This is a genomic window from Mycobacterium asiaticum (assembly GCF_001673365.1).
GTDB classification, from domain to species: domain Bacteria; phylum Actinomycetota; class Actinomycetes; order Mycobacteriales; family Mycobacteriaceae; genus Mycobacterium; species Mycobacterium asiaticum_A.
The window spans coordinates 1-2430 of sequence record NZ_LZLS01000218.1; the positions used below are offsets into that span (position 1 = coordinate 1).

The 2430-nt window shown below is 64.2% G+C and carries 4 protein-coding genes; 2 read left to right on the plus strand and 2 right to left on the minus strand.

All coding sequences use genetic code 11. The annotated features are described in order from the left end of the window. A partial coding sequence (locus A5634_RS27785) for a PPE domain-containing protein (RefSeq protein WP_155769736.1) occupies positions 1–122 on the minus strand: 122 nt, incomplete at its 3' end. Between the two features lie 139 nt (positions 123–261). Further along, positions 262–1641, minus strand: a complete 1380-nt coding sequence (locus A5634_RS25750; protein ID WP_065146861.1) for a glycine--tRNA ligase — start codon at positions 1639–1641, stop codon at positions 262–264. A 201-nt stretch (positions 1642–1842) separates the two neighbouring features. Between A5634_RS25750 and A5634_RS25755 the strand changes: the two genes are divergently transcribed. Together A5634_RS25755 and A5634_RS25760 are read left to right on the plus strand one after the other, a co-directional pair. Beyond that, complete coding sequence (locus tag A5634_RS25755; RefSeq protein WP_065146862.1) at positions 1843–2232, plus strand: ArsR/SmtB family transcription factor; 390 nt, start codon at positions 1843–1845, stop codon at positions 2230–2232. Next, positions 2229–2430: transcriptional repressor (locus A5634_RS25760; protein WP_172831794.1), on the plus strand; the 202-nt coding region annotated here is incomplete at its 3' end. The genes A5634_RS25755 and A5634_RS25760, both read left to right, overlap by 4 nt.

The following is a 2430-nucleotide window of genomic DNA, read 5'->3' on the forward strand; positions in this document are numbered from 1 at the left end:
GCCATGCCCAGTTCGGCCGCCAGTCCCTCCCAGGCCGCCGCCGCCTCCACCATCGGCCCCGACCCCGCACCCGAAAACATCCGCAACGAATTAATCTCCGGCGGCAACACCCAAAAACTCATCGTCTAATGCCCCTCCTCTGAGGAGGTAATTCTCAACCGCGCGTCCGAGCGTTACCGAGATCGACACACCGCAACCTCAACTTCGGACCGGCCTGGGGCCGATCACGGCCCCGGTCGCGCAGCCTAACTGCCGTCGGCGTCAAATGCCTTTGAGTCGCACGGCCAGGTAATCGGCCACCTGGTCGATCGCGACGCGCTCCTGGGTCATCGCGTCACGCTCGCGCACCGTGACCGCGTTGTCCTCCAGCGAGTCGAAGTCGACGGTCACGCAGTACGGCGTGCCGATCTCGTCCTGGCGTCGATAGCGCCGGCCGATCGCGCCTGCGTCGTCGAAATCGATGTTCCAGGACTTCCGTAGCTCGGCGGCCAGGTCGCGGGCTTTGGGACTGAGGTCGGCGTGTCGAGAGAGCGGCAGCACGGCGGCTTTGACCGGCGCCAACCGCGGGTCTAACCGCAGCACCGTGCGCTTGTCCATGCCGCCCTTGGCGTTGGGAGCCTCGTCCTCGGTGTAGGCGTCGATCAGAAATGCCATGAAAGACCTGGTCAACCCGGCTGCGGGTTCGATGACATACGGCGTGTAGCGAGTGTCGGTCCCCTGGTCGTAGTACGAAAGTTCGGTGCCGGAGTGCTTGGAGTGAGTCGACAGGTCGAAGTCGGTACGGTTCGCGACACCTTCCAACTCGCCCCAGGGGTTGCCCTGGAACCCGAACTTGTACTCGATGTCGACGGTGCGGTCGGAGTAGTGCGACAGCTTCTCTTTGGGGTGTTCGTAGAGTCGCAAGTTTTCCGGGTCGATGCCGAGGTCGACGTACCACTGGCGGCGGGTGTTGATCCAGTACTGGTGCCACTCCTTGGCCGTCGACGGTTCTACGAAGAATTCCATCTCCATCTGCTCGAACTCGCGGGTGCGGAAGATGAAGTTGCCGGGAGTGATCTCGTTGCGGAAGCTCTTGCCGATTTGCCCGATGCCGAACGGAGGCTTGCGGCGCGAGGTGGTGACCACGTTGGCGAAGTTGACGAAGATGCCCTGGGCGGTCTCTGGGCGCAGATAGTGCAACCCCTCCTCGGTCTCGATCGGGCCGAGGTAGGTCTTGAGCATCATGTTGAATTCGCGCGGTTCGGTCCACTGACCCGGTTCGCCGGTTTCCGGGTCACGTATATCGGCAAGCCCGTTGGGCGGCGGATGTCCGTGTTTGGCTTCATAGGCCTCGATGAGGTGGTCGGCGCGGTACCGCTTGTGGGTGATCAACGACTCGACCAGCGGATCGTGGAAGACCTCGACGTGACCGGATGCCACCCATACCTCGCGCGGCAGGATGATCGAAGAGTCGAGTCCGACCACGTCGTCGCGGCCGGTGACGACCGAGCGCCACCACTGGCGCTTGATGTTCTCCTTGAGCTCCACCCCCAGTGGGCCGTAGTCCCACGCCGACTTCGTGCCCCCATAGATCTCCCCCGCGGGAAAGACGAAGCCGCGTCGTTTGGCCAGGTTGACTACGGTATCGATAACAGACGCCACGAGGCGTGCGCTCCCTTCGGAGGATGTGACAGAGCGGGCAGCAACGACACGGCCCGCAAAACATCAGTCATGGTAGCGATCGGCATCCCGGTCTTTGACATGCATCATCATGCATGTGACAGTGGAGTGCAGCCGCGGGCCGTGTTAGGCGCGAGTGCAACACAACTCCGACGTGAACTCAAAAGGTGGTGACTCCATAAAGTGACGTCGCCCCGGACGCCTTCGGCCCCACCCGCCGATGATGACCTGGTCGGTCATCACGAGCACATCGCTGACCAGCACCCCGCTTATCCGGTGCCCCCGCCGCGGGACATTCTCGATGCCGCCGGGGAGTTGCTGCGCGCACTGGCTGCCCCGGTGCGCATCGCGATCGTGTTGCAACTGCGCGAATCCCAGCGCTGCGTGCACGAATTGGTCGACGCGTTGGGGGTGCCGCAGCCGCTGGTGAGCCAGCATCTGAAGATTCTCAAGGCCGCCGGGGTGGTGTCCGGCGAGCGCTCCGGGCGTGAAGTGCTCTACCGGCTCGCGGACCATCACCTCGCCCACATCGTCGTCGATGCGGTCGCCCACGCGAGCGAGGACACCCCGTGACCGGCGCCGCCGGGGAGGGCACCACCGTCCGTTCCACCCGTCAGCGGGCCGCCATCTCGACGTTGCTCGAGACGCTCGACGAATTCCGCTCGGCCCAGGAGTTGCACGACGAGTTGCGCCGCCGCGGCGAGAACATCGGCCTGACCACCGTCTACCGCACACTGCAGTCCATGGCTACTGCCGGAATGGTCGACACGC